This window comes from Streptomyces sp. NPDC043878 (assembly GCF_056435735.1).
Genome location: NZ_JBWKDW010000002.1, coordinates 122525 through 146618 on the forward strand (window position 1 = coordinate 122525; position 24094 = coordinate 146618).

A 24094-nucleotide genomic window follows, 5' to 3' on the forward strand; every position below is an offset into this window, starting at 1 on the left:
TTCTTCCCAACAGGCAACCCACACACCCTGTTCACCGCTCTCACAGGGTGCTCACAGGGCCGGTCCCCGAGGCGCGGGGGGTGCGCCGACAGCGAGGGCCGGCCGTGAGCTGTCCAGTCCGATGCCTTCGACCGAGGCACTCGCAGACGAGGAACCGATGACCAGTCAGTTACACCGCAACCGCCTGAAGCACTCGACGCTCGCCACCGGAGTCGTGCTCGCCGTCGTCGTCACCGCCGCCGGGGCCGCTCCCGGGGCGGGCGCCGCCCCGGCGGACACGGCCGGAAAACCGAAGCTCAAGCTGGTCGCCGCGTCGAAGGCCGTGACCCTCGAACGGTGGCGGGGGGAGTCCGGGGTCTATCTGGACCTGGGCACGTACGTCACCGTGGACAAGGCGCCGCTCGAGATCAAGGTGACCAGGAAGTCGTACAAGGACCCTGTCGTCGCCCGGCAGATCCTCCGCGCCGGCAACCGCACGACGACCAGGACGCTGCCCGCGGGCGTGGTGAAGGACTTCTCCGGCCTGCCCGGCTTCCTCCAGGTGTCGGTCAAGGACGCGGCCGGCGTGGAGGTGGCGAAGCGGAAGGGGACGTTCTGCCCGGACAACGCCTCCGGGCGCCTGCGTCCGGACGCCCCGGCGACCTCGCACTATCCGGAGAGCTGCTCCACCAACCCGTTCACGCTGGGCTCGGTGTGGGGCGTCGAGAAGGGCTGGGCGGCCAACTCCAGCACCGTCGACTACGACAAACCCGTCGACCTGCCGGTGGGCGAGTACACGGCCGTCGTCTCGGTGGCGAAGAAGTACCGCGACCTGTTCGGCATGCCCGACGACCGGCCGACCGTGAAGGTGACGGTCCGGGAGTCCGGCGACGGCGGCGGCGAGGGGGTGGCGGCTCCGGGGTCCTCCGCCCACGCGACGCAGCACGGCGGACACGGCGGACACGGCACCGGCGCGGCCCACCCCTACGGCCCCCGCGGCGCCGACGCGCCCACCCCGCCCGCGCTCTCCCACGCCCTGGAGGGACTCGGCACGGCCCACCACCTCGGTGACGGGCTCGGCCACACCGACGGTTCGCGGATCGCGCCCGCGCTCAGGGCGAACGCCCACAGGCCCACCGGCCGGGCGGGCGTCCCGGCGAACGCGCCCAAGCCGGACCTGCGCGCCCTGCCCGCCTGGGACATCGCCGTGACCGACGGCGAGGACGGCGACGCGCCGGGCAAGGACTACCTCGCCTTCAGCGCGAACGTCTGGAACGCGGGCCCCGCACCCCTGGTCGTGGACGGCTTCCGCAAGCCGGGCGCGGACCTGATGGACGCCTACCAGTACTTCTACGACGCGCACGGCAAGCAGGTCGGGTACACCCCCACCGGCACCATGGAGTGGGACCCGCGCGTCGGCCACGAGCACTGGCACTTCACGGACTTCGCGAGCTACCGGCTGCTGAGCGCGGACAAGACCGAGGAGGTGCGCAGCGGCAAGGAGGCGTTCTGCCTGGCCAACACCGACGCCATCGACTACACGGTGAAGAACGCCAACTGGCACCCGTACAACACGGACCTGTCGACCGCCTGCGGCGAGCAGAACTCGATCTCCGTCCGCGAGGTCCTCGACGTCGGCTCCGGTGACACGTACACCCAGTACCGTCCCGGCCAGTCCTTCGACATCACCGACCTGCCCAACGGCACCTACTACATCCAGGTGATCGCCAACCCGGCCAAGCGCCTGAAGGAGACCACCCTCAAGAACAACGTCGCCCTGCGCAAGGTCGTCCTGTCCGGCACCCCGGGCGCCCGCAAGGTGACGGTCCCGCCGTACGACCTGATCAACACCCCGTAACGAGCCCCACCCGAACCGGAGGCCCCGTGGATCACTCCACGGGGCCTGCGGCCTGCGGGGCTGGTGACCCCGGACGCCGGTCGCTGACCAGCGGCCCCCGACGCCCGGCCGCCGGCCGCCCAGGGGCGATGCGCGCACGGGACGAAGGACGGCCCAGGACTCACCCGTCGTCGGCCGCCCCGTCGTGACGGAAGTCGGCCCACGCCTGCCGCTGGATCTCCTCGGCGTTCGCGAGGAGCCCGTCCAGCGGCTGCGCCGCCCCCGAAGGGCGTGCGAGGGAGCGGACGAGCGTGTCGTAGAGGTGGGCGCAGGCCTCGGCCTCGGTGGCGAAACGCCGGACGACACTGTCCTGGGAGCGCTGGCGCACCCCCACGGTCCAGGCGTCGCCCTCACGGCGCAGAAAGTAGTGGGCGTCCAGTCGCACCGACACCTCGTGGACGCCGGGGATGTCGTAGAACGCCTCCGGGACGTCCGCCTCGCGAAGCCTTTCCACGAGTTCCGCGCTGTCCATCAGATCCGTCCCGTCGCCTGCCTCGGAGGGGCCGCCGACCGGACCGGCCCGCGGCCACCTCAAGGTTGGTTTCGTCAGGTCACATTCAGTTCTTCGAGTTTCTGCGAGCTGACGAGCGTGGGGATCGGCGAGTCCGTCACGTACTGGAGGCCGAGGCCGGGCTGCCCGAACCAGGGCCTGATCGGCCCGGCATGGACGGTGAACGGCTTGAGGACCCGGTAGACGTGGTAGCTCGACGTGTAGGCCGCGACGTAGGTGTCGAGGTTGCTCGGCGGGATCGCGCGCTTGGCGTACGGCGTGCCCGCCGGGGCGAGGAAGTTGCCGAAGCCGCTGCCGAAGAGGTCGACCAGCTGACCCTTGCGGAGCGTCTGGGAATGCTCCACCGGCCTACCGTCCTTCAGCACGAAACCGTTGTTGTCGGGGTACCACCAGCCCGACTTCCCCGTCTTGGGGTCGGTCTGCCAGTAACACCCGAGGAACCAGTAGGCGGATGTGCCGCCCGCGCGGTGGTAGCCCCTGAGCATCGCGCCGAGAGCACCCGTGTGAGGGAGGGGCTGCGGTCCCAGCCGCCAGTCGTGAAGGAAGTACGGATCGAGTTCCTTCGCCGGCGCCGAGTTGCTCCCGCGGCCGCGGTTCTCGGTCGGGCAGTGGGCTCCCTGCCCCGCACGGGGGTGGTCCGCGTAGGCCGCGGTCGGTGAGATTCCGATCAGCAGGAGGAGCGACGCGACGGCGCTCCCCACGAAGGCGCACAGTACGCGCATCCGGTGTCCCTTCTCTTCCGACGCCGGCCCGACGCCGCCCGGGGGCGGTCAGCCGGTCGCGGTGACCGACCGGCTGCCTCATCGTGTGACAGGCATACGTTCACCCACGACATGTGCGCGAAGGGGAAGAGATCGCGGTCGGTCACCCGGACGGAGGAGCAGACATCCCCGGTCGGCCGAACAGGCCAAAACCAGAGGCCCCGTGGATTCCTCCACGGGGCCTCTGGTCAACTGTGCACTCGGCAGGATTCGAACCTGCAACCTTCTGATCCGTAGCTCTATGTGGATCGGTCGGCGGCGGTCATACCGGTTGTGCTGCGGCCGCACAGAGGCGCCGTCGGGCGGGACCGGTTGCTGTGGTTGCTGTACCTGGCTGCTGTACTTCTGGCGCATCCGCCGGAGCCGAAACCCGCCGTCGTTGAACCGCTATGGGTGGAGGCTGCCCGGCAACAGCTTTAGCGCATTGCCACGATCAACGTCCCGATCCCGGCCAGGAAGGTTCCTAACCCGGTTAAGACTGACGCCCATATGACGACACTTCCTTGACGTCCTCCGCTAGGCTCGGATTCGGTAGGGGTGCGCGACATGCCATTCCTTCCGTGCGTACTCCGGTGGGGTTCGCTTCAGCCCCGTCCTGGCCTGGCGAGACTCAAAAGGACGGGGCCTTTTGCTGCTATGAACTCGACGTTACAGCACCCGGAGATGGGTTACAGCGCTCACTGGCGACCCGGCTGTGACATATTCTCATTTTGACAACTTCGCAGGTCAGGGTGCTGCTGATTTCAGGTTGCTTAGGCAACTCCGAATAATAGATTCCAAATACTAAAAAGCCTGAACAGGCCTGGTTTCTGTATTACAAGAACTCCGAGCCGTCGGCGCGGCATATGCCGGAGTGGGCGCCGTGAGTGACATGGGTCACATTTAACGCAAGGTCGGCGGAGCGACTTTGGCCGGGAGCTGCTTTGGCGCGAGTGATCATGGCCCCGTAAGCTTCCGGCGCGTCGGGCAGTCTGTGGACCTGCCCGTTAAAGCACGACGTTGGGGCCATGATCTTCGAGGCTCGCGCCAAAGTGGCTGGCTAAAGTCGTGGAGCCGACCGCCCCAGCCACAGAGGGTGTCTCCCCCTTCACGCCCGCAGCTCGCCAGCGCGCCGCCGGGCGCGGCCAGCCGGGGCGAAGACAGAGGCAGGCCGCGCCGCAGAGGCGGCGCGCGCCCGCGCCGTGCGCGGGCCTTGATGAAGTAGGGAAAGTTCTATCCCGCTGGGATGAGGCGCTTGCCGTCGTGGCTGCGCACGTGAGGGCCGTTGCCATCCAAGGCGTCCAGAAGCCTGATCGCATAGACCTCGGCCATGCACTCCGCCACTTCCTCGGGCGTGAGCCAGGCAACCGCGGTCGACTCACTCGACGTGCGCTCCATGCCGCCGGACGGCTTGCAGCGGAAGACCAGGGCCACGATGCCCCGGGTCATGTTCTTGTAGACCCCGGTGAGTTCGTCCACCTCGACGTGGATGCCCGTCTCCTCCAGGACCTCGCGGGCGACGCCCACTTCGGGGGTCTCCTCGAGTTCGAGAACACCGCCAGGCAGCTCCCAAGTGCCGTTGTCGGCCCGGCGGATCGCCAGCAGGCGGCCATCTTCGCGCACCACTACTCCGGCAACAGATACGGAGTGCAGCGGCGGCAAAGTTGCTTGCTGTGATTGACTCATGTACAGGAGCATAGGAGGAAGAGAAGGACTATGGAAACAACGGTAGGAGGGGAGAGGTCCGTACCTCGGTACGTACAGATCGCCGAAGAGATCGTGCAGCAGATCCGGGCAGACGTCCTCAAGCCTGGTGACATGGTGCCGAGTGAGTCGGAACTCGTCGAGCGTTACAGCGTCTCCGGCGGGACGATTCGTAAGGCCATGGCCGAAGTGCGTGCGAGCGGGCTCGTCGAGACACGGCACGGCAAGGGCTCGATCGTGAAGGATCGGCCGCCGGTGCGGCATCGCTCCTCCGATCGCTTCAGGCGCTCCCTTCGACAGGGCGGCAAGGCCGCCTACCTTGCCGAGTCCGCGCAGTCCGGCGCCACGGCCAAGGTGAGCGTCCTCTACATCGGCCCGATGGAGGCTCCCGAGGATGCGGCCCAACGGCTGGGCGTATCCGCCGGCACTCAGGTGCTCGCCCGGCGGCGCCTCTACTTCCGCAACGGCACGCCCGTTGAGACCGCGACGTCGTACCTTCCATGGGACGTCGTCAAGGACATCCCCGAGCTGTTCGCCGAGAACCCCGGCGGGGGTGGCATCTACGCCCGACTCGAAGACCACGGGCACGAGTTCGCGGAGTTCGTCGAGACCCTTCAAGGGCGTCCGGCCTCCAAGGCTGAGTCGTCTGAGCTGGCGCTCAGCCCCGGTGCTCCGGTGATCCACCTGATCCGCGAGGCGCGTACGACCGAGGGGCGTGTGGTCGAGGTCTGCGACACGCTCATGGCCGCTGACCAGTTCGTTTTCGAGTATCGGATCCCCGCCGCCGACTGACGCGCACTCAACTCCCCGCAGCCCGTCGCGAGTTCTTTTTCGCGGCGGGTTGACTCATGTACATGAGTCAGGCACTCTTCTTCATGTCACTCATATACATGAGTGACGGAGTCCAACCCTCTATAGAGGAGTGATCCGCTGTGCGTCAGATTCCCGTCGACACCTCGAACGCGACCGTGATGGTTGCCAAGGCTCCGCAGAAGAAGGTCAAGGACCGTCGTACCGGTGAGATCGCCCTCGACAAGGACGGCGTCACGCTGATGACGGTGGAGGTCATGTTCTCCACGCCCGACGAGGTCGAGATCCTGAAGCTCACCGTCCCTCAGCCGGGTGTCTCGGAGGAGCTGACCATGGGGACCCCGGTCGCGCTGACCGGCCTGGTCGCCTCGGCCTGGGAGAACGAGTTCAACGGCCAGAAGCGCCACGGCATCGCCTTCCGCGCGGTCGCCGTAACGTCGCTCGCCGCCGCTGCCTCGCAGTCCAAGGCGGCCTGATCATGACCGCCTTCACGGTCGCGCTGGTGCTGGTCGTCGCTGCCGCAGTGATCCTGCGGTGGCGGCGCCCCGCCTGGTACTGGCTGACCTTCGGGGTCACCCTCGCGACGCTGCGGGTCCTGGTCCGCTACGCCTCGGTTATGGACGCCTGCGGTCTGACTGTCCCGCCCTCCCGCTGGCGGCTCGCCCTCGCCCGGATGGCCAACCGTCCGGCACCTGAGTCCCGCGCACCGCGCATCCTGCGGCTGCGGCCCACCCGGACTGGCCTGGTCCTGCGGCTCAAGCTCCGCCCGGGACAGGACGCCTTCGACGTCTCGGCCGCCTCGGACCGGCTGCGTCACTCCTTCGGAATGTACGGCGTCACCTCGCGTGAACTGCGGTCCGGTGTCGTTGAGTTGCGCATGACTGGCTACGACGTCCTCAAGCGGGTGCAGATGCCCGCCAAGACCGACCACGCTCCCATGCGTGTGCCGATCGCGCTGCGCGAGGACGGCGCCGTCCACTACCGCGACTACCGCACCGTCCCTCACGGGCTCACCCTCGGTGCCACCGAGTCCGGGAAGTCCGTCTATCAGCGCAACCTCGTTGCTGGACTCGCCGCGCAGGATGTCGCCCTGGTCGGCATCGACTGCAAGCAGGGCGTCGAACTCTTCCCGCTCGCCCGCCGGTTCTCCGCCCTCGCCGACAACCCCGACACCGCCCTCGACCTCCTCGAAGCACTCGTCACCCACATGGAGGACGTCTACCAGCTCATCCGCGCTCAGCAGCGCATCAGCGTCAACGTCCCCGATGCGGAGATCGCCGCCGACATCTGGGACCTGCCCGACGACATACGCCCGGTCCCCGTCGTGGTCCTGGTCGATGAGGTCGCCGAACTCGCCCTGTTCGCCACCAAGGACGAGGAAAAGCGCCGGGACCGCATCATCACCGCCCTGGTCCGCCTCGCCCAGCTCGGCCGCGCCGCCGGCATCTACCTGGAGATCTGCGGACAACGCTTCGGCTCCGAACTCGGCAAGGGCATCACCATGCTCCGCGCCCAGCTCACCGGCCGCACCGCCCACCGCGTCAACGACGAAACCTCGGCCAACATGGCCTTCGGCGACATCGCCCCGGACGCCGTCCTCGCCGCCATCCAGATCCCCACCGAGACCCCCGGCATCGCCGTGACCGGCGACGCCTCCGGCGGCTGGGCCCGCATCCGCGCCCCGCACACCTCGATGCGCGAAGCCGTCAACATCTGCAACAAGCACGCCGACCGCGTCCCGGATCTTCCCGCCCTGGCGGCCTTCCGCCCCGCGGTTGCCCCGCTGCCCTCGGCCCGCGTGCAGCTGTCCAAGACAGCCCCCGCCACCGCCTGATCCTTCCGCCCCACGGTCGGCGCGACCGCTTCGCGCCGGGTCCCTACCCGCCCCTTGCCCAAAACAGGAGGTGACTCCATGACCCGCTCGATTCGCCCGGACGCCGTCCTCGTGCAAGCCGTCATCGCCGGAGCGCTGTCCTTCGCCCACCTGCACGACCTCGCCGCCGCTGCCGGACAGTCCGGCTGGAAAGCCTGGGCCTACCCCATCTCCGTTGACCTGCTCCTGGTCGCCGCCTGGCGACGGCTCCGCTCGGATGGCCCGTCCCGGCTGGCCTGGTGCTGGTTCCTGATCGCCCTGGTCGCCTCGCTCGGCGCCAACGTCGCCACCGCCGGATTCCTCGACCTGGCCCACCCCCCGGCCTGGCTGCGGTTCGGCATCGCCGGATGGCCCGCCCTCGCCTTCCTCGGCGGCACCCTCCTCGCCCACTCGCCTACGACCGAAGACCCGGTGCCGGATCCGCCGGCACCCGCAACCCCCGAATCCGCACCACAGATCCCGGAGCCTGCGGCCTCCACCCCGGAGCCGGAGCCCGCTGAGATCCCCGCGGCTGAAGAAGCCCCGGCCCTGCCCGCCGCCGACCCGGCGCCACCGGTCCCGGCCGCGTTGGTCGACCACGCCCGCAAGGTCGCCGACGACCACCAGACCCGTACCGGATCGCCGATCGACACCGACACCCTGCGCGCCCGCCTCGGCGTCCCGCCCCAGCTGGCCGACGCCATCGCCGCCCAACTCGCCTGACCCCGGAAGGAAACGACCTCGATGCCTGCCCGCGATCACTTCCACTCCGTCATGCGGATCGGCCCCGTGCAGATCGGCACCCACCGCGACCGCCACGGCCGCACCAAGCACGCCGCCGTATGCACCAACGACCGCTGCGGCTGGTCCGCCGACTACTCCAGCCAGAGCGCCGCCCAGCTCGCCGCCCGCACCCACCGCTGCACCGCCCGATAGGAGACACCGCCATGGACGTCCCCCTCTGGTTCGCCCTCGCCGCCGTCGGCTACCTCGGCTGCAAGCTCATCCGCCCGCCGCTCTGGCTGGTCCTGGTGCTCCTCCTGGGCGGCTACCTCATCGCCGACAGCCTCTTCGCCCCGGTCATCGACACCGCCGTCAAGTAACCACCGCTGAAGGGAGATCCACCATGTTCCGCCCCAAGATCCCGACCATGCCGACACCGACCGGCCTCGTCACCCCGCCCGCCGTTGTCGAGCCGACCACCGTCGTCCAGCAGACCCCCGTGGCCCCGGCGCCCGTTGCTGCGGCTCGGCCCACCGTCCAGCTGACCCCCGGTGCCGTCGTCGCCCTCGTCGGTGGTGGGACGGCTGTGGTCCTGGTCGTCGGCGCGGTCCTGGTCTCGATGCTCCTCGCGGTCGCCATCACCGGCGCCTCGCTCGCCATCTGCGCCCTGGTCATCCGCTCACTCATCAACGGCGAGGCCAAGCGCCGCTGACCGGGCCCCGGGCGGCCTCAACCGCCAAGTCTGCGCCGCCCGGGAGCCGTGCCCCACTCCCGATCTCGCAACCGGAAGGAACCCCAGCATGACCGACCACACCCCGTCCCGCATCTGCCCCAACTGCGACGGCCACGCCTCCGCCGCCATCACCCTCGGCGGCCGCGACCAGCACGGCCACCTGCGCACCATCACCGCCCACTGCCCGGCCTGCCACGGCACCGGCACCGCCCGTACCCGCCGCAACCGGGAGGGCGCCCGTGCCTGAGCAGCTGCTCGACCCGACCACCCTCGGCGACCTGCTGAGGGTGGCTTCGGCCGACGACTTCGACCGCTGGCACGAGCAGATCCGCCGCACCGGTGGCTGCGCCGACCCGATCCACCTGACCGGCTGGACGATCGCCAAGGACAAGACGACCGGCGAGACCCTGCACCACTACTCCACTGAGAACGAGCCCGGTGGACGGCTGCGCCTCGCCTGCGGCAACCGCCGCGCTTCCCGCTGCCCCTCCTGCGCCTTCACTTACGCGGGGGACACCTACCACCTCATCCGCGCAGGCCTGGCCGGAGACGACCGCCGCGACATCCCCTCCACCGTCCGCGACCACCCCCGCGTCTTCGCGACCCTCACCGCCCCCTCCTTCGGCCCCGTCCACAACCGGCCGGATCGTGGCGTCTGCCGCTGCGGCACCCACCACACCGCCGACGACCACGCGCTCGGCACCGCCCTCGACCCGACCACGTACGACTACGCCGCCGCCGTCCTCTTCAACAACCACGCGGGCAACCTGTGGATGAGGTTCACGACTCGCCTTCGCCGTGAGATCGCCGCTCACGCGGGCCTCACCCGCCGCGAACTGGCCGATCACGCGCGCATCTCGTACGGAAAGGTCGCTGAGTTCCAGAAGCGCGGTGCCCTTCACTTCCATGCCGTGATCCGCATCGACGGCCCGGACGGTCCGGACACCCCACCGCCGTCTTGGGCAACGGTCGATCTCCTCGCCGACTCGATCCGCGCAGCAGCCACGCACTCCTACAGCTCGGTCTCTGTGCCGGCCGTTTCAGACCAGCCCGCCCGCACCTTCCGCTGGGGCAAACAGCTCGACGTCCGGCCCGTGAAGGCGTTCGGCGACGGCTCCGACATCACCGAACAGGCCGTCGCCTCCTACGTCGCCAAGTACGCCACCAAAGCCGCCGAGAACACCGGCACCCTCGACCGCCGCATCGGCGAACTCTCCGAACTCGACCGCCACAACGTGCCCGACCACACCCGCCGTTTGATCGAAGCCTGCAAGCGACTCGACCCCCTCTACCCCGACCGCCGCCTCTGGGCCTGGGCTCACATGCTCGGCTTCCGCGGCCACTTCTCCTCGAAGTCCCGCCGCTACTCGACCACCCTCGGCGAACTCCGCCAGGCCCGCGCCGACTTCCGCGCAGCCCAGGAACGCGAAGCCCTCGGCCTGGACGACGTCGAGCCGGACACCGTCCTCGTCCTGGCCGACTGGCAATACGCCGGACACGGCCACACCCCCGGCGAATCCGCCCTCGCCGCAACCATCGCCCGCGACCTCCAACACAACCGCGAGACCGCCCGCGAAGCCCTGCAAGACCAACTCGCCCTGGAAGGAGCCGCAGCATGACCACGACTGTGGTCGAACGGAAGTGGTACACCACAGGCGAGGTCGCCGAGATGCTCGGCTACGGCCTCTCCAAGACCAAGATGCTGGTCCTCACCGGGGAGATCCGCTCCATCAAGGACGGCCGTAGCCGCCGCATCCTGCCCCGCTACGTGGACGAGTACATCGAACGTCGCGCCCAGGAAGCCGAACAGGGATGGTCGGCATGAGCGGCAAGCGCGGCAACGGCGAAGGCTCGATCTACCCGTACAAGAACGGCTACGCCGCCTACGTCTGGGTCACCAAACCGGACGGCAAGCGGGCCCGGAAGTACGCCTACGGCAAGACCCGCGAAGAGGTCCACGAGAAGTGGCTCAACCTCCATGCGGAGGCGAAGAGGGGGCCGGTCGCTACCCGACACCAGACGGTGGCCGCGTTCCTCACGTACTGGCTCGACTCGGTCGTGAAGCCGAATCTGGCGCCTCTGACGTACGTGTCGTACGAGGGGTGCGTCCGGCTCTACATCGCTCCCCACCTCGGCCCCAAGCGGCTGGACCGACTCACCGTCCGGGACGTCCGAGAGTGGCTGACCAAGCTGGCGACCGTCTGCCAGTGCTGCGCCCAGGGCAAGGACGCTAAGCGGGCGCTCGCTCGCCGGAAGTGCTGCGCCATCGGGGAGTGCTGCGAGACGTACCCATCCCGCCGCGTGATCCAAGCCGCGCGCGATGCTCTCCGAGCGGCCTTGACCCATGCGGTCACCGAGGAGGAGATCAGTAAAAACGTGGCCTCGCTCGTGAAGGTGCCGAAGCCTCGGCGTCGCCGGATCAAGCCGTGGTCCGTCGCCGAGGCGAGCCAGTTCCTCACCGATGCCGCCGCTCGCGATGACCACCTCGTCGCCGCCTGGGTCCTGGTGCTCTGCCTCGGCCTGCGTCGTGGTGAGGTCCTGGGTCTCACGTGGAAGTCCGTCGACTTCGAGCGGGGAGAGCTGTACGTCGATCACCAGATCCAGCGCGCGGGGCGGGAGATCCTGCACCGCGAGACCAAGACCGAGGACTCCGACGACTTCCTCCCTCTGCCGGCACTTTGCCTCAAGGCACTCCGGATGCGTCGCGCTCAGCAGATCGGCGACCGGAAAGCCGCCGGGGAGCTCTGGCAGGGCAGCCATGACCTGATCTTCACCACGAAGTACGGCACGCCGATCGAGCCGGGCAACATGACGCGCATGTTCGCCCTCCGGGCTCGTCGCGCCGATCTCCGGGTCATCCCGCTCCGGAACACGCGGCACACGTGCAGCTCGCTCCTGGTCGCGCTCAAGGTCCACCCGAAAGTGGCCCAGCGCATCCTCCGGCACTCACAGATCGCCATGACGATGGAGGTCTACGCCGAAGCGAGCGAGGAGGAAGTGCGCGCCGCGATCGGCCAGCTGTCGGACGCGATGGGCGGTACCGGTTGACGCGGTTGCTGTACTTCGCTGCTGTACGCCCCTGAAACGCCAAAGGCCCCGGAGCGATCCGGGGCCTTTGACCTGTGTGCACTCGGCAGGATTCGAACCTGCAACCTTCTGATCCGTAGTCAGATGCTCTATCCGTTAAGCTACGAGTGCTTGTTCTGTTTTTGTCGCCGTTTCCCGGCCCTTCCGGCCCGCTCGCGGCGACAGGAAGAACATTACATGACTGCCGCCGCCATGTGAAATCCGTTAGCCGTACCCGTTGTGAGCTGCGGAAACAGCTGTCTGGGCGGCTCGGGAACGACGAAGCCCCGGTCCTGTGGGCCGGGGCTTCGGTGATCTTGCGCGGAGGCGGAGGGATTTGAACCCTCGATGGGCTGTAAAACCCAAACCGCATTAGCAGTGCGGCGCCATAGACCGGACTAGGCGACGCCTCCCGCACAGCCGCTCGCGCGAGCGCGATCGGTGCGTGCAGATGATGACACAGTCGAGCGTGGTGTCACCAATCGCGTCCTACGGTACTAGGCACTCGGGCCGCAGGGCAAAGCCGTTGTCGGTGGTGGCGCGGTGTCGCCGGGGGTGACACGCAACGTCCGGGTGGGCGTGGCGTTAGTCAGGCATGTCGCAGGTCGGTCACGCCCCCAGCCCCTCCGGTCCTCCCCCTTCCTCTTCTCTCCCCGCCGGTCCTCCTCTTCCTTACGGCCCGCCTCCCGTCCGCCGTCCCTCCCGCTGCCTGCCCCGGGCGGCGCGGCTGCTCGTCGTGGCCGCCGGGTCCCTCGTCGCCGCCGGCTCGCTGTCCGCGGTGGCCGCCGCGGGACCCGTCCCCCCGCCGCTCTCCGGCGAGGCGGCCGGCGATCACCTCACGCTCACCGTGCGGCACGCGGGCGGGACCGCCGACGGGACGTACGAGCTGGACTGCCATCCCGGCGGGGGCAGTCATCCCGACGCCGGCGGCGCGTGTGCCGCGCTGGACCGGAACACACGGTGGGGGAGGGACACCTTCGCGCCGCTGCCGGACGGCGGTGTCTGCACCCTGCGCTACGGCGGGCCGGCCACCGCACACGTCACGGGGACCTGGGCCGGACGTCCCGTCGACGCCACGTACGACCGTGCCGACGGCTGCCGGATCGCCCGGTGGAACGCGCTCGTCCCGTTCCTGCCCGACCTCGGGCCGTGACGGCCACCCGTGGGGGGCGCGCGGACGGTGGTCGCGCGAGGCGTGCGGACGGCTGTCGCGCGCCCCGTCCGGATGTGCGGGATTCACCGGTACGGCGACGCGGGATCCCCGGCGCCGCGCCCGCCTCGCGCGGGCGCGCGCGAGTGCGCGCAGGTCGGAGTGGAGGCGGGAGCGGAAGCGGGCGTGGAAGCGGACGACGCGGACACACGTTCTACGTCACTTCCTCGTGCGACCTCCCTCTCATCCGGCGCCGCGAGCGCGAGCACTGCGCTTAGACTCCCTCGCGTGACACGTCGCGGACCGGTTGGCAAGATGGCCTCCGCGGTCGGCAAGGTGCGGTAACAGGGAGGAAGCGTCTCGTGAGCAGCAGGCCATCCCGAGGCGCTGCTCGCCTCGCAGCCATACTCGACGCGCTTCCCGACGCCCTGGTGCTGGTCAACGCCAACGGGACCGTCGTCAACGCGAACACGATCGCGCTGGAGGCCTTCGAGGCCCCGGGGACCGCGCTCGTCGGCCGGGGACTGCTGGATCTGCTGCCGCAGTTCGACTCCAGGCTCATCCCCGGGTCCATGCGGCGGCCCGACCACATGGACCCCCGCGGCCGGACCAAGCCGACCCGGATGATCGCCCGCCGGACCGATGGCAGCGAGTTCCCGGTCGAGGTCACCAGCGCCAACCTGGAGAACGGCCAGCAGGCCTACGACAGCTACGGCTACACCTCCGACGAGTTGCTGATGCTCGTCGTACGCGACCTGTCCGGGACCGTCGACACCGAGGCCGAGCTGGCGCGTTCGCAGCGGCAGACCGAGATGATCCTGCGGGCCGCGTCCGAGGGCGTCGTGGGCACCGACACCGACGGGCGGATCGTGCTCGTCAATCCCGCCGCCGCGCAGATCCTCGGCTACCGGGCCAGCGACCTCGGCGGACGCGAGCTGCACACCCTCGTGCTGCACTCACGCGCCGACGGTTCCCCCTTCCCCTACGACGAGTCGCCACTCGCCGACACCCTGCGTTCCGGGCGCAAGCACCGGGTGCGCGGGCAGGTGCTGTTCTCCAAGAGCGGCGACAAGGTGTCCGTCGACCTGACGACGGCGCCCGTCCGCGACGGGGACCAGCTCGTCGGCGCCGTGATGACCTTCACCGACCGGCGGCCCTACGACTCGCTCGCCGAGGAGAAGTCGGCCGAGGACCGGCGGCACCGGGAGGAGCTGGAGCGGCTCGAGGAGGACCACGCCTCGGAACTCACCGCCCTGCGCCAGAAGCACATCGCCGAGCTGGAGGAGCTGCGCGAGCAGCACGAGGAGCAACTCGCCGCGGGTGAGGAACGGTACGCGGCGCTCGGGGAGCGCGAGAAGGACCGCTACGAGGCCCTGGCCGCCCGGCACGATCAGCTGCTGACGCTGCTGGCGGGCTCGCTGCGCGGGCCGCTGGACGAACTGCGCCGCGAGCTGGCCGCGCTGGCCGCCGACGACGCCGGGCAGTTGTGGCCCGAGGCCAACCAGGTCCTGCACCACCTGTCGGCCGGCTACTCGCGGATCACCACGCTCATCGACAACGTCCTCGGCTACCAGCGCCTCGACGTCGGGACCGACGCCATCAGCCGTACGAAGGTCATGCTCGACTCGGTCGTCGCGGCCGGCGTCGACGGGGCCGTGGAACTCATCGGGCCGGGACGCGTGCAGTTCGCCGTGCACGCCCCGCCCATCGAGGCGGAGGTCGACCAGCGGCTGCTGGCCACGGCACTGGCACACCTCGTCGCCGATGTCGCGGGCGTCGACGCGACCGGCAACGCGCCGGTGTCGGCGGGCGGTTACATGGACAACACCGTCGTGGTGGCGGCGGCGCAGCGCGGCGAGGTCGTGCGCATCGAGGTGCGCGGTCCGTACGCCGGGGGCGACCCGGTGCACGAGCCGATCGTGCGCGGGATCGTGCGCGCCCACGGCGGCGTGCTGCAGACGCACGAGGTGCCGGGCATGAGCGGCAGCGCGTACGTGCTGGAGGTGCCGATCGGCGGCGGGGCGGGGGCCGTCGCCGCCCAGCTCCCCGTTCCGGGGCAGCTCCAGATCGAGAACCAGGCTCCCGCACTCGGGTCCGGCACGCGGGACGCGATGACCGGCCAGGGCGCCGAGGCCGACCCGGCCGCGCTGCCCGAGCAGGCACCGGCCGCCGGCGGGCGGCGGCGGGCCCGGCGGTCCTCGGTGGACGCGTTCCTGGACAGCGAGGTGCCGGAGGACGAGGGTGGCGCCGATCCGGAGGCCGGGGTGCCGACCGGTCGGCGCCGTCGGCGGGCCGCCGGCGGCCAGGAGATCGTGCCGGTTCCCGCGCAGGCGTCCGCCGAGTCCGGGGACGGTTCGGGCGGTACCGGCCGGCGTCGCGGGCGGCCCGCGGAGGACGCCGCCTCGGCGGCCGCCGAGGGAGCCGTCGGCGGGGTGAGCGAGGGCGCCGTCGTCATGGCCGGCGAGCAGGCCTCGGGCACCGCGGCGGTGGGAACGGGACTCGGCGGGACGGTGCCGCCGCAGGGCGTTCCCGCACCCGGCGGACGGCGTGCCCTGCACGACGGCGGCGAACAGCAGGCCCTGCCGCCGGCCCTGCCCGCCGCCACCGGGCCCGATCAGAGCGGTCCGGCCGGGGAGAACGGGCAGCCCACCGGGCGCCGCCGCCGTGCGCTGGTGGCCGCCTCGGAGCGGGCCGCCGCGCAGGAGGCCGGTCCCCGTACGGTGTTCGCCCTGCCGCCCGCCGACACGGACCGTCCCTCCGACGGCGCGGGCGGACAGCCCGAGCCCCAGGTGGCCGGCCCGGCTGTGGCACAGGCCCAGGTACCGGCGCAGGGGTCCCCGGCCGGACTCGCGCAGGTTCCCGGTCAGCATGCGCAGCGGGTGCTGGGCGCTCCCGGGGGCGCCCCGGCCGACGACGGCCGCCACGACGCCGTGTCGCACGACCAGTCCGAGGACCACACCCCGCCGCAACCGCACCCCACGACCTCGCCGACCGGTCGGCGCCGCCGGCCAGGCACCCAGCCGGCGGAAACCGGTGCGGCACCGGCCGGGGTGGCGGGGGTACCGGCGGCAGGGGCGGTTCAGCAGCCGGGTCCGGATCAACCCGGCTTCGCCCAGCCGGGCTTGGCCCAGCCGGGTGTCCCCGCGCCCGCGCAGGGCATGGCGGCCCAGGCCGCACAAGCCGCGCCTGTCGCACAAGCCGCACCTGTCGCTCAGGCCGCACCGGCGGCTCCCGGACAGCCGGTTCCCGGCCAGGGAGTTCCGGGCGCGCCCGTCCCCGGCCAGCCGATCCCAGGCCAGGCAGCCCCCGGCCGGCCGGCCCAGGAACAGCCCGGCCTCTCTCCGGCTCAGCAGGGGCTCGCCCCGGCGCAGCTCGGGCAGGTCCCCGGGCACCCTCACCAGACGGCCGTACAGCCGGGGCAGGCCCCGGGCGTACCCGTGCGGCAGGCGCCCGGCCGGCCCAACGTGCCCGCACAGGCGCCTTCCGACCAGTCGGCGGCACCCGCCCAGCCCGTGCCCGCCCAGGGCATTCCGCAGGACACCCCGGCCCAGCCCGTCGGCGCCCTGCCCCTGCCCGCCGAAGCGGCTCCCGGCCCGCCGGCCCCCCAGGCTCAGCCGCAGCCCTGGCCCGCCGACGGAACGCCGGGCGCCGGCACCCCCGTACCGGCGAACGGCGCCGCCTCACCCCCGCAGTCGCACAGGCACCCGCACCCCCACCAGAATCAGAATCCGCAGGCCACACAGTCCCCCGGCGCCGCCCTCCCGCCCGAGAGCGTCCCCGCGGCGCAGCCGCCCCGCGCGGCGCAGCCCCTGCCCGCCGAAGCCGCTGCCGCGGCGGCAGCGGCGGCGGCCGCCGTGCCGGTCGATCCGAACTCGACGCAGGGCCGGGCGATCAGCGTGCGGACGCTGGGGCAGGGCGTGCCGTTCACCCGGCAGGCGGCCCAGGTGCAGCAGCCGCAGGCGTCGGCCACGGCCACGCCTCCCCCGCACACGAACGGCGGCTCGGGCCGTCGCCGCAAACTGGGCACGCGGCCCGAGCCGGCCGTCGGCAACCCGGAGCAAGCGGTCCGTTCGCACGCGCCGGGTCAGCAGGTCCCGGCCCAGCCGCAGCCGTCACTGGCCGGCCAGTCCCGGCTGGCGCAGGCGACCGAGGGCACCGGACGGTCGTACGCCATAGGAGCGCCGGACGAGAACGCCGCCGAAGGGCCCGAGCCGCTGGACGGTCCCGGCGGGGCCGTCGAGGTCGCGGACCCGCCGCGGCAGCAGCCGATGGACGACGAGCTGCCCCCGGAGCCGCTGGACAACCCGCGCCGGCTGCTGGTGTGGCCGGTGCCGGACGTCACCACGCAGCAGGCGCTCAGCGACCGCGGCTACCGGCCCGTCATCGTGCACTCGCGCGAGGAGGTCGACGCGCAGATCGCGGCCTTCCCCGCGGCGCTGTTCGTCGACCCGCTGACCGGGCCGATCACCCGTACCGCGCTGCAGTCGCTGCGGCAGGCGGCGGTGGCGGCCGAGGTGCCGGTGCTGGTGACGGCCGGACTCGGGCAGGCGACGCGCGAGGCGGCGTACGGCGCCGATCCCGCCGTCCTGCTGAAGGCGCTCGCGCCGCGCGACACCGAACAGCATCCGCCGCGGGTGCTGCTGATCGAGGAGCACGCGGAGATCGCGCTGGCGCTGACCGCGACGCTGGAGCGGCGCGGTATGCAGGTGGCGCGGGCGGCGAGCGACGCCGACGCGGTGACCCTGGCGGGGCAGCTGCGGCCGAACCTGGTCGTCATGGACCTGTTCCAGGTCCACCTGCGCCAGCCCGGGATCATCGACTGGCTGCGGGCGAACGGGCAGCTCAACCGCACCCCGCTGGTCGTCTACACGGCCGCCGTCGACCAGGCCGACCTGCCGCGGCTGGCCTCCGGCGAGACGGTGCTGTTCCTCGCGGAACGCTCCAACAGCAGCGAGGTGCAGAGCCGGATCGTCGACCTGCTGGCCCGGATCGGCACCAACTAGCCCTGGAACCACCGGAACAGCCGGAACAGCCGGAACAGCCGGACCACCTGTCCCGCCCCCCGCCCGGCTCACCGCCCGGACGGTCAGCGGAGGGCTACGGCCTGGCGACCAGTCGGCGTGCCGCCTCCTTGACCGAGGCACGCAGCCGCTTGCCGTCCGGGTCCTCGCCGCCGACCAGGACGCGCTTCATCTGCGGGACGACGGTCGACCAGTTGGCGAGGGCGACCAGCAGGAACAGCAGGTCGCGGGCGGGGATGACATCGCTGATCACGCCCCGGGCCTGGCCGTCCTCGACGGCGGCGACCTTGCGGGCGTAGTGGTCCTGGCGCTCGGCCTCGTCGGGCAGCTCGGCGGTGCCGTACTCGATGCCCTCCCAGAACAGCAGGCGCAGCAGTTCGGGGTGGTCGGCGTGGTAGTCCATCAGCCGGTCGATCCAGCCCTCGATGTCGTCCACGTCGACGGGGATCGCGACGGCGAGGTCGACCATGCATCTGCCGAGGACCTGGGTGAAGAGTTCCGCCTTGTTGCCGAAGTAGGCGTAGATCAGCTGCTTGTTGGCTCTGGCCTCGGCGGCGATGCGGTCGATGCGGGCGCCCGCGATGCCGTACCGGGCGAACTCGGCGACCGCCGCCTCGAAGATCCGCGCCTTGGTGGCCTCGGGGTCTCTCACTGCCATGGGGCCAGGGTAGCGCGGGGCAACCAACCGTTTGGTTGACAGGGAAGGGGGTCGCGGTCCAAGGTGTTGCCCAGGAGTTCCAACCAACTGGTTGGTTGCCGGTAGGAACGAGCCCGGCCCGGACCCGGGGAGCGGCGCCAGGAAACGAACTCGGGACCCGCAGAACACCCACCGATCACCCCACCGAACGCCCACGGAACGCCCCACGCACACCCACCGCACGCCTCGTCGACGCCGAAGGAGCCCGGCCGCCATGCCGTCAGTCACCAGCCAGGGTCGGACCACCGCCCGGGAGACGGTCACCGCCCACCCCGTCCCGCCCGCCTCCGCCCTCCTCCTCCCGCTCATCGCCCTCTGCACCGCGGTGACGGCCGCGAACATCTACCTCGCGGCCCCGCTGCTCCCCCTCATCGCCCACGACTTCGGCTCCGCCCCCTCGGCCGTGGCCTGGATCGCCTCGGTGGCCCAGTTCGGCTACGCCGCCGGCCTGCTCCTGTTCGCCCCGCTCGGCGACCTCGTGAACCGGCGCCGCCTGGTCGCCGCCCTGTCCCTGGTCACGGCCGTCGCGCTGGTCGCTGGTTCGGCCGCCGCCGGGACCACCGCGCTCGCGGCCGCCGTCCTGGTCGCCTCCGCGGCGACCGTCGTCCCGCAACTGCTCGTCCCGCTGGTCGCCCAGCGCGCCCCCGCCGATCGCCGGGCCCGCCATGTCGCGGCCGTCATCGCGGGCCTGTTCACCGGCATCGTGGCCGCCCGGGTGCTCGGCGGCCTGGCCGGACAGGCCTTCGGCTGGCGTGCGGTGTTCGTCGGCGCGGCCGCGCTGACGACCGTGCTGGGCCTGGCCACGGCGTACGTCCTGCCCGGGCGGCGCCCCGACCGCACCGGCTCCCTGCTCTCCGGACTCGCGGCCCTGCCCGCCGTCGTCCGCCACTCGCCCGACCTGTGGCGCGCGTGCGTACGGCAGGCCGGGATGTACGGCGCCTGGAGCGCGCTGTGGACCTCGCTCGCGCTGCTGCTCACGGGGGAGTCGTACGGCCTGTCCACCGCGACCGCCGGACTGTTCGGTCTCTTCGGGCTGGCGGCCGCCGTGGTCGCGCCGCTCGCGGGCGGGTTCGTCGACCGGTTCGGCGCCGCCCGGGTCGTACGGTCCGCGTATCTCGTCGCGGCCGTGTCCGTGCCGCTGTTCTGGCTGGGCGGGCACGTGATGTGGGCCCTGTTCGTGGCGGCGATCCTGATCCACGCGGCCCTGGTCGCCTCCCACGTCGCCAACCAGACGCTGGCCCTGACGACCACCTCGACCCCGGCCACCGCCAACACCGCCTACGTGGTCGCCGGCTTCGCGGGCGGCGCGACGGCCTCGGCCCTCGCCGGGCTCGCCTTCAGCCACTGGGGCTGGGGCGGAGTGTGCGCGGTGGCCGCGGTGGGGCTCGTACTGGGGTGGGGGACGACGGCCGTGCGGAGGTGACGCGGGCCGGCCGTGACACGGTGCCGCCGTAGACGCGGCCGCCGTGACGCGGCCAGGGAGCGGACCGCCACCGCGTCGAAGCGGCTGACCAAGGCAGCGGCCCTCAGAAGGGCCGCGATGCCGCTCGAAGCATCGGCGCAGTACGCGGCGACATCGACGTGCAGCAGCTCGACGGGTCGAACTTCGCCTCGATCCGCGCGTTCGCCGATGCATGGTCCGGGCCCATTACGGGCCTGGTCAACAACGCCGGCATCATGGTGGTCCCCCAGCGCGTCACCGACGACGGGATCGAAAGTCAGGTTGCGACCAACTACTTCGGTCCGTTCGTGGTGACGAACGCGCTCCTTCCCCAGATCACTGACCGGGTGGTCAGCATCTCCTCACAGCTGCACCGAATGGGTCTGCTGCGTTTGAAGGATCTCACCGGGCAGAAGCGCAGCTACAGCCCGTGGTTCGCCTTTGCGACTCCAAGCTGGACATCTTGCTGTTCTCGTTCGAGCTCCAGCGCCGACTCGAACAGTCCGGCAGCCCAGTGCGATCGATGATCGCCCACCCCGGGATCGCTAAGACGAACCTCGTCGCTCACGTCGGAGGCATCTCGGGTTGGATCAACCAACTTGCGCAGCCGCTCTTGAACGAAGCCGAGAACGGTGCCCTCCCCACGCTCTTCGCCCTCACCGAGGACATCCCCGGCAACTCCTACGTCGGCCCGGACAGCTACGGCAGCATCAGCGGCTACCCGGCCGTTCGCAAGCCCTCCTCTGCCGCCCGTGACTCGAAGAACGCAGCCGCGCTGTGGGACGCCACCACCGACGTCGTCGGGCCCCAGCTCATCAACCACCTCAACAGGTAAAGGGTTAAGACAACCCGATCTCACCGGCAAATCCGAGGTTGCGGACCAAGCGTCGGTACTTGTCGTGGTCGTAGCCGCGGTCGCCCAGCACCACGTCCGGCCGGCGCCGGGGTCGGCCGCGCTTGCCCCGCACCGGCGGCACGGCCCGCAGCAGCGGGATGAGCCGGGTGACGTCGTTGCGGTTGCCGCCGCTCGCAGGGTCCAGCTCAGATGCACGTGACCACCCGAGCCGAACGTCGCCGCCACGACCAGCTCGTTGTTGGTCCAGGACCGCTCGCCCTCCCAACCGCGGAAGTCGCGCGCAAGACCATCGAGGAACTCGGTCAGATATCCCGCACCCCCGGCGGGCGTGCGCCGGGGGCTCTGGAGGGCTGCCAGGTCACTGGAGGGTGGTCACGTCCAGCTTCCCCAACCTATGTGCTTCGCGAATCTTCTTCTTGTCGAACTTGCCCACGCTCGTCTTCGGGACCGTCTCGATGATCGTCCAGCGCTCCGGGAGCTGCCACCTGGCGATGTGGCCCGCGTCGGCGAGGAAGGCGCGCAGGGACTCGAAGTCGGCCGTGGCGCCCTCCCGGAGGACGACCGTGGCCAGCGGGCGCTCGCCCCACTTCTCGTCGGGGACGGCGACGACGGCGGCCTCGGCGACGTCCGGGTGGGACATCAGGGCGTTCTCCAGGTCGACCGACGAGATCCACTCGCCGCCGGACTTGATGACGTCCTTGGCGCGGTCGGTGAGGGTGAGGAAGCCGTCGGGGCTGATGGTGCCCACGTCGCCGGTCTTCAGCCAGCCGTCCTCGCTGAACTTGTCGGCCGGGCGCAGGGGTTCGGCGGCGGGGCCGTTGTAGTAGGCGCCGGCGATCCAGTTGCCGCGCACCTCCAGTTCGCCGGCCGACTCGCCGTCCCAGGGGAGGCGTTCACCGCCGGGGCCGGTGAGGCGGGCCTCGACGCCCGCCGGGAAGCGGCCCTGGGTGAGGCGGTAGGCGAACTCCTCCTCGGTGCCGACCGCGTGGGCCGGCGGGCGGGCGACCGTGCCGAGCGGCGAGGTCTCCGTCATCCCCCAGGCGTGGCAGACCCGCATGCCCAGCGCGTCGAACGCCTCCATGAGGGAGGGCGGGCAGGCGGAGCCGCCGATGGTGACCTGGGTGAGGGAGGAGACGTTCCGGGGGCGCGCGGTGAGTTCGGCGAGCAGGCCCTGCCAGATGGTGGGCACGGCGGCCGCGTGTGTCGGCCGCTCGCTCTCGATCATGTCGGCGAGGGGGGCGGGCTGCAGGAACCGGTCCGGCATCAGCATGTTGACGCCGGTCATGAAGGTGGCGTGCGGCAGGCCCCAGGCGTTGACGTGGAACTGGGGGACCACGACGAGGGAGGTGTCCTGGTCGGTGAGACCCATGGACTGGGCCATGTTGACCTGCATGGAGTGCAGGTAGATCGACCGGTGGCTGTACACCACGCCCTTGGGGTCGCCCGTGGTGCCGGAGGTGTAGCACATGGCGGCGGCCCGGCGTTCGTCGAGCTCCGGCCAGTCGTACGTGGCCGGCTTGCCGGCGAGGAGGTTCTCGTACTCGTGCACGCGCGGATGCGAGCCTTCGAGGGGGGCGCGGTCGCCGGGACCGTACACGACGAGGTGCTCGACCGTCGGCAGCTTGGGCAGGAGCGGCACGAGCAGGGGGATCAGCGAACCGTTGACGATGATCACCCGGTCGGCGGCGTGGTTGACGATCCAGGCGAGCTGCTCGGCCGGCAGCCGCAGGTTGAGGGTGTGCAGGACCGCGCCCATGGACGGGATCGCGAAGTACGCCTCGACGTGCTCGGCGTTGTTCCAGGCGAGGGTCGCGACCCGCTCGTCGTCGGCGACGGAGAGGTCCTCGCGCAGGGCGTGTGCCAGCTGGGCCGCCCGCGCGCCGATCTCGGCGAAGGAACGCCGGTGCGGCTCACCCTCACCGGTCCAGGTGGTCACCTGTGATGTCCCGTGGACCGTGGACCCGTGGGTCAGGATCCTCGAGATCAGCAGCGGTACGTCCTGCATCGTGCTCAGCACGGCGTCCTCCCGGGGCGACATTGCCTACGCGGTAGTAAGGGTTGCGCTGATTCTGCTCACATACCGCGCGGTATGTCACTAGGCCCGGGGGATCGATCACGTCACGTTGCGTTCACACGGTGAGCGGCGCTCCCCGCGAGGTGGTCGGGCCGTCACTGGCGGACGAGGCCGAGCTCGGTGTCGTCGCGGAGTTTCCCGAGCGCCCGCGACACCGCCGACTTCACCGTGCCCACGGAGACGCCGAGCACCTCGGCCGTCTGGACCTCGCTGAGATCCTCGTAGTAGCGCAGGACCACCATCGCCCGCTGCCGGTCGGGCAGCTTCATGATCGCCCGCCACATCGCGTCCCGCAGCGCCTGCTGCTCCGCCGGGTCGCCCCCGGCCGGCAGCGGCTCGGGTTCGGGCAGCTCGTCGCAGGCGAACTCGTCGACCCTGCGCTTGCGCCACTGCGAGGTGCGGGTGTTGAGCAGCGCCCGGCGCACGTAGCCGTCCAGGGCGCGGCGGTCCTCGATGCGCTCCCAGGCGACGTACGTCTTGGTGAGCGCGGTCTGCAACAGGTCCTCGGCGTCGCTCGGGTTCGCGGTGAGCGACCGGGCGGTACGCAGCAGCACGGGCCGGCGGGCCCTCACGTAGGAGGAGAACGTGGGGTACGCCGGGTGCGGGCGGGTCTGCGTCGCCCGCGTCGCGACGTCCGAAGCGCTGGTGCAGACGGGTGTGGTCATGAATCCAAGTTATGAGCGGGGGGCCGTGCGGCGGATCGGCCGCAGGTGCCGAAGACGCGTCCCCCTCAGGTTGTAGGGGCGGGGCCGGCTGCACCTCCTGAAGGTGGACGAGCGGGCGACGCGTACTGCGGGTTCACCGCTGGGGGGTCACCCGGAAAGGCCCGGGCCGCCCGTC

At 71.1% G+C, this 24094-nt stretch carries 23 protein-coding genes, 2 tRNA genes and 2 pseudogenes; 17 read left to right on the forward strand and 10 right to left on the reverse strand.

What is annotated here, in order from left to right:
* The first annotated feature begins 157 nt into the window (after positions 1 to 157).
* Positions 158 to 1837, forward strand: a complete 1680-nt coding sequence (locus AC07AZ_RS04240; protein ID WP_478843629.1) for a lysyl oxidase family protein — start codon at positions 158 to 160, stop codon at positions 1835 to 1837.
* A 160-nt stretch (positions 1838 to 1997) separates the two neighbouring features.
* On the opposite strand, the gene AC07AZ_RS04245 is transcribed toward AC07AZ_RS04240, so the two are convergent.
* The 3 genes from AC07AZ_RS04245 to AC07AZ_RS04255 form a co-directional block, all read right to left on the reverse strand.
* Positions 1998 to 2348, reverse strand: a complete 351-nt coding sequence (locus AC07AZ_RS04245; protein WP_478843631.1) for a hypothetical protein — start codon at positions 2346 to 2348, stop codon at positions 1998 to 2000.
* Positions 2349 to 2422: 74 nt separating this feature from the next.
* Positions 2423 to 3109: a TNT domain-containing protein gene (locus AC07AZ_RS04250; protein WP_478843633.1), complete on the reverse strand. Its 687-nt coding sequence runs from the start codon at positions 3107 to 3109 to the stop codon at positions 2423 to 2425.
* Between the two features lie 1251 nt (positions 3110 to 4360).
* Positions 4361 to 4825, reverse strand: a complete 465-nt coding sequence (locus tag AC07AZ_RS04255) for an NUDIX hydrolase (RefSeq protein WP_478843635.1) — start codon at positions 4823 to 4825, stop codon at positions 4361 to 4363.
* 18 nt (positions 4826 to 4843) lie between these two features.
* On the opposite strand from AC07AZ_RS04255, the gene AC07AZ_RS04260 reads away from it, so the two are divergent.
* The 11 genes from AC07AZ_RS04260 (at position 4844) to AC07AZ_RS04310 (ending at position 11997) form a co-directional block, all read left to right on the forward strand.
* The gene (locus AC07AZ_RS04260) at positions 4844 to 5623 is read left to right on the forward strand and encodes a GntR family transcriptional regulator (RefSeq protein ID WP_478843637.1); all 780 of its coding nucleotides are present in this window, start codon (positions 4844 to 4846) and stop codon (positions 5621 to 5623) included.
* Between the two features lie 140 nt (positions 5624 to 5763).
* Positions 5764 to 6117, forward strand: coding sequence for an SCO3933 family regulatory protein (locus AC07AZ_RS04265; RefSeq protein ID WP_478843639.1), 354 nt, complete (start codon positions 5764 to 5766; stop codon positions 6115 to 6117).
* Positions 6118 to 6119: 2 nt separating this feature from the next.
* On the forward strand, positions 6120 to 7475 hold the full coding sequence (locus AC07AZ_RS04270) for an FtsK/SpoIIIE domain-containing protein (RefSeq protein ID WP_478843641.1): 1356 nt from the start codon (positions 6120 to 6122) through the stop codon (positions 7473 to 7475).
* A gap of 78 nt (positions 7476 to 7553) precedes the next feature.
* A complete protein-coding gene (locus AC07AZ_RS04275) occupies positions 7554 to 8216 on the forward strand; it encodes a DUF2637 domain-containing protein (RefSeq protein WP_478843643.1) in 663 nt (220 codons plus the stop codon).
* A 21-nt stretch (positions 8217 to 8237) separates the two neighbouring features.
* The gene (locus AC07AZ_RS04280; protein ID WP_143614700.1) at positions 8238 to 8429 is read left to right on the forward strand and encodes a mobile element transfer protein; all 192 of its coding nucleotides are present in this window, start codon (positions 8238 to 8240) and stop codon (positions 8427 to 8429) included.
* Between the two features lie 11 nt (positions 8430 to 8440).
* Positions 8441 to 8596, forward strand: a complete 156-nt coding sequence (locus AC07AZ_RS04285) for a hypothetical protein (protein WP_478843646.1) — start codon at positions 8441 to 8443, stop codon at positions 8594 to 8596.
* Between the two features lie 23 nt (positions 8597 to 8619).
* On the forward strand, positions 8620 to 8928 hold the full coding sequence (locus AC07AZ_RS04290) for a SpdD-like protein (protein WP_478843648.1): 309 nt from the start codon (positions 8620 to 8622) through the stop codon (positions 8926 to 8928).
* A gap of 88 nt (positions 8929 to 9016) precedes the next feature.
* Positions 9017 to 9196 (forward strand): hypothetical protein, encoded by a 180-nt coding sequence (locus AC07AZ_RS04295; protein ID WP_478843650.1) that lies wholly within the window; start codon positions 9017 to 9019, stop codon positions 9194 to 9196.
* Positions 9189 to 10568, forward strand: a complete 1380-nt coding sequence (repSA, locus tag AC07AZ_RS04300) for a replication initiator protein RepSA (protein ID WP_478843652.1) — start codon at positions 9189 to 9191, stop codon at positions 10566 to 10568. Before AC07AZ_RS04295 ends, repSA begins: the two co-directional genes overlap by 8 nt.
* On the forward strand, positions 10565 to 10774 hold the full coding sequence (locus tag AC07AZ_RS04305) for a helix-turn-helix domain-containing protein (protein WP_478843654.1): 210 nt from the start codon (positions 10565 to 10567) through the stop codon (positions 10772 to 10774). The genes repSA and AC07AZ_RS04305 overlap by 4 nt, the downstream gene beginning before the upstream one ends.
* Positions 10762 to 11997 carry a site-specific integrase gene (locus AC07AZ_RS04310; protein WP_478843656.1) on the forward strand — a complete coding sequence of 412 codons (1236 nt, stop codon included), beginning with the start codon at positions 10762 to 10764 and terminating at the stop codon, positions 11995 to 11997. Before AC07AZ_RS04305 ends, AC07AZ_RS04310 begins: the two co-directional genes overlap by 13 nt.
* Before the next feature lie 77 nt (positions 11998 to 12074).
* Here AC07AZ_RS04310 and AC07AZ_RS04315 read toward each other — a convergent pair.
* Together AC07AZ_RS04315 and AC07AZ_RS04320 are read right to left on the reverse strand one after the other, a co-directional pair.
* A tRNA-Arg gene (locus AC07AZ_RS04315) sits at positions 12075 to 12147 on the reverse strand.
* 190 nt (positions 12148 to 12337) lie between these two features.
* A tRNA-Ser gene (locus AC07AZ_RS04320) sits at positions 12338 to 12428 on the reverse strand.
* 323 nt (positions 12429 to 12751) lie between these two features.
* Here AC07AZ_RS04320 and AC07AZ_RS04325 point away from each other — a divergent pair.
* A complete protein-coding gene (locus AC07AZ_RS04325; RefSeq protein WP_478843658.1) occupies positions 12752 to 13168 on the forward strand; it encodes an SSI family serine proteinase inhibitor in 417 nt (138 codons plus the stop codon).
* A gap of 359 nt (positions 13169 to 13527) precedes the next feature.
* Entirely contained in the window at positions 13528 to 18168 is a 4641-nt protein-coding gene (locus AC07AZ_RS04330) for a hybrid sensor histidine kinase/response regulator (RefSeq protein WP_478843661.1), read from the forward strand.
* A 94-nt stretch (positions 18169 to 18262) separates the two neighbouring features.
* On the opposite strand, the gene AC07AZ_RS04335 is transcribed toward AC07AZ_RS04330, so the two are convergent.
* On the reverse strand, positions 18263 to 18844 hold the full coding sequence (locus AC07AZ_RS04335; protein WP_478843663.1) for a TetR/AcrR family transcriptional regulator: 582 nt from the start codon (positions 18842 to 18844) through the stop codon (positions 18263 to 18265).
* Positions 18845 to 19097: 253 nt separating this feature from the next.
* Here AC07AZ_RS04335 and AC07AZ_RS04340 point away from each other — a divergent pair, with 253 nt between their 5' ends.
* From AC07AZ_RS04340 to AC07AZ_RS04350, 3 genes are all read left to right on the forward strand, one after another.
* Complete coding sequence (locus AC07AZ_RS04340; protein ID WP_478843665.1) at positions 19098 to 20306, forward strand: MFS transporter; 1209 nt, start codon at positions 19098 to 19100, stop codon at positions 20304 to 20306.
* A 158-nt stretch (positions 20307 to 20464) separates the two neighbouring features.
* Positions 20465 to 20851: an SDR family NAD(P)-dependent oxidoreductase gene (locus AC07AZ_RS04345; protein WP_478843667.1), complete on the forward strand. Its 387-nt coding sequence runs from the start codon at positions 20465 to 20467 to the stop codon at positions 20849 to 20851.
* Between the two features lie 86 nt (positions 20852 to 20937).
* A complete protein-coding gene (locus tag AC07AZ_RS04350) occupies positions 20938 to 21159 on the forward strand; it encodes a hypothetical protein (RefSeq protein ID WP_478843669.1) in 222 nt (73 codons plus the stop codon).
* A gap of 16 nt (positions 21160 to 21175) precedes the next feature.
* Here the strand turns inward: AC07AZ_RS04350 and AC07AZ_RS04355 are convergent.
* The 4 genes and pseudogenes from AC07AZ_RS04355 to AC07AZ_RS04370 all read right to left on the reverse strand — a co-directional run.
* A pseudogene (locus AC07AZ_RS04355) lies at positions 21176 to 21352 on the reverse strand (transposase); the annotation flags it as partial.
* Positions 21353 to 21393: 41 nt separating this feature from the next.
* Positions 21394 to 21537, reverse strand: a pseudogene (locus tag AC07AZ_RS04360) (DUF6228 family protein); the annotation flags it as partial.
* 1 nt (position 21538) lies between these two features.
* Positions 21539 to 23218 carry a long-chain fatty acid--CoA ligase gene (locus AC07AZ_RS04365; RefSeq protein ID WP_478843671.1) on the reverse strand — a complete coding sequence of 560 codons (1680 nt, stop codon included), beginning with the start codon at positions 23216 to 23218 and terminating at the stop codon, positions 21539 to 21541.
* Between the two features lie 131 nt (positions 23219 to 23349).
* The gene (locus AC07AZ_RS04370) at positions 23350 to 23919 is read right to left on the reverse strand and encodes a SigE family RNA polymerase sigma factor (protein WP_478843673.1); all 570 of its coding nucleotides are present in this window, start codon (positions 23917 to 23919) and stop codon (positions 23350 to 23352) included.
* Positions 23920 to 24094: the final 175 nt, after the last annotated feature.

Coding starts and splice junctions, on each gene's coding strand:
- AC07AZ_RS04240 (WP_478843629.1), top strand. CDS start 158: ATGACCAGTCAGTTACACCGCAACCGCCTGAAGCACTCGACGCTCGCC.
- AC07AZ_RS04245 (WP_478843631.1), bottom strand. CDS start 2,348: ATGGACAGCGCGGAACTCGTGGAAAGGCTTCGCGAGGCGGACGTCCCG.
- AC07AZ_RS04250 (WP_478843633.1), bottom strand. CDS start 3,109: ATGCGCGTACTGTGCGCCTTCGTGGGGAGCGCCGTCGCGTCGCTCCTC.
- AC07AZ_RS04255 (WP_478843635.1), bottom strand. CDS start 4,825: ATGCTCCTGTACATGAGTCAATCACAGCAAGCAACTTTGCCGCCGCTG.
- AC07AZ_RS04260 (WP_478843637.1), top strand. CDS start 4,844: ATGGAAACAACGGTAGGAGGGGAGAGGTCCGTACCTCGGTACGTACAG.
- AC07AZ_RS04270 (WP_478843641.1), top strand. CDS start 6,120: ATGACCGCCTTCACGGTCGCGCTGGTGCTGGTCGTCGCTGCCGCAGTG.
- AC07AZ_RS04275 (WP_478843643.1), top strand. CDS start 7,554: ATGACCCGCTCGATTCGCCCGGACGCCGTCCTCGTGCAAGCCGTCATC.
- AC07AZ_RS04280 (WP_143614700.1), top strand. CDS start 8,238: ATGCCTGCCCGCGATCACTTCCACTCCGTCATGCGGATCGGCCCCGTG.
- AC07AZ_RS04285 (WP_478843646.1), top strand. CDS start 8,441: ATGGACGTCCCCCTCTGGTTCGCCCTCGCCGCCGTCGGCTACCTCGGC.
- AC07AZ_RS04290 (WP_478843648.1), top strand. CDS start 8,620: ATGTTCCGCCCCAAGATCCCGACCATGCCGACACCGACCGGCCTCGTC.
- AC07AZ_RS04295 (WP_478843650.1), top strand. CDS start 9,017: ATGACCGACCACACCCCGTCCCGCATCTGCCCCAACTGCGACGGCCAC.
- AC07AZ_RS04305 (WP_478843654.1), top strand. CDS start 10,565: ATGACCACGACTGTGGTCGAACGGAAGTGGTACACCACAGGCGAGGTC.
- AC07AZ_RS04310 (WP_478843656.1), top strand. CDS start 10,762: ATGGTCGGCATGAGCGGCAAGCGCGGCAACGGCGAAGGCTCGATCTAC.
- AC07AZ_RS04335 (WP_478843663.1), bottom strand. CDS start 18,844: ATGGCAGTGAGAGACCCCGAGGCCACCAAGGCGCGGATCTTCGAGGCG.
- AC07AZ_RS04340 (WP_478843665.1), top strand. CDS start 19,098: ATGCCGTCAGTCACCAGCCAGGGTCGGACCACCGCCCGGGAGACGGTC.
- AC07AZ_RS04365 (WP_478843671.1), bottom strand. CDS start 23,218: ATGTCGCCCCGGGAGGACGCCGTGCTGAGCACGATGCAGGACGTACCG.
- AC07AZ_RS04370 (WP_478843673.1), bottom strand. CDS start 23,919: ATGACCACACCCGTCTGCACCAGCGCTTCGGACGTCGCGACGCGGGCG.